At 38.9% G+C, this 674-nt stretch carries 1 protein-coding gene; it reads left to right on the top strand.

The window, feature by feature from the left end:
• Positions 1-674, top strand: a 674-nt coding sequence (locus FD31_RS13780; protein WP_157049177.1) for an IS30 family transposase, incomplete at both ends; no start/stop codon positions are given.

The following is a 674-nucleotide window of genomic DNA, read 5'->3' as shown; positions in this document are numbered from 1 at the left end:
AAGTTCTTAGCTTCTTATCATTCGTTGTGGACCACTTTAAAAAGGATGATTGGTCACCAGACACGGCCGTTGGTCGTGCCAAGGTGTTGAACCTTTTTCTACCAGATGAAATGGTAAGTACTAAAACTCTTTATAAGTATATTGATGCTCAATTGCTAGAGGTTAGAAACATTGATTTGATGAATAAAATGTCCCGTAGATTACCAAAATGCGTGGTTCGTAAGAACCATCACATTTTGGGATTAAGTATCGAAGAACGACCAGTTGAAGTGGACAATCGTGAAGAGTTTGGTCACTTTGAAATAGATACTATTGTAGGTCTTAGAAATGGTCAGGAAAGTGTAATTCTTACCTTGGTTGAGCGTAAGACACGCTTCCAAATCATACGTTTAATCGATAGTAAGGACGCTGACTCAGTAGCTTATGCAATGAGAAACATCAATGAAGAGTATGGATCAATAATACAGTCCATTACTGCCGACAATGGTCTTGAGTTTAGTACTTTGACTGAAGTAATGGATAAGGTAGCACCTGTATACTTCACCCATCCATACACTTCTAGTGAGCGTGGAACAAATGAGGTACACAATCGTATGGTACGAAGAGACTTTCCAAAAGGCATATCTCTAGATTTGGCAACTCCTTCGGAGATTGCACAAACAGAAGATAAACTA

This window comes from Companilactobacillus nantensis DSM 16982, from assembly GCF_001435815.1.
GTDB classification, from domain to species: domain Bacteria; phylum Bacillota; class Bacilli; order Lactobacillales; family Lactobacillaceae; genus Companilactobacillus; species Companilactobacillus nantensis.
Note: the sequence above shows the minus strand (reverse complement) of the source record. Positions and strands in the feature narration are given on the sequence as shown.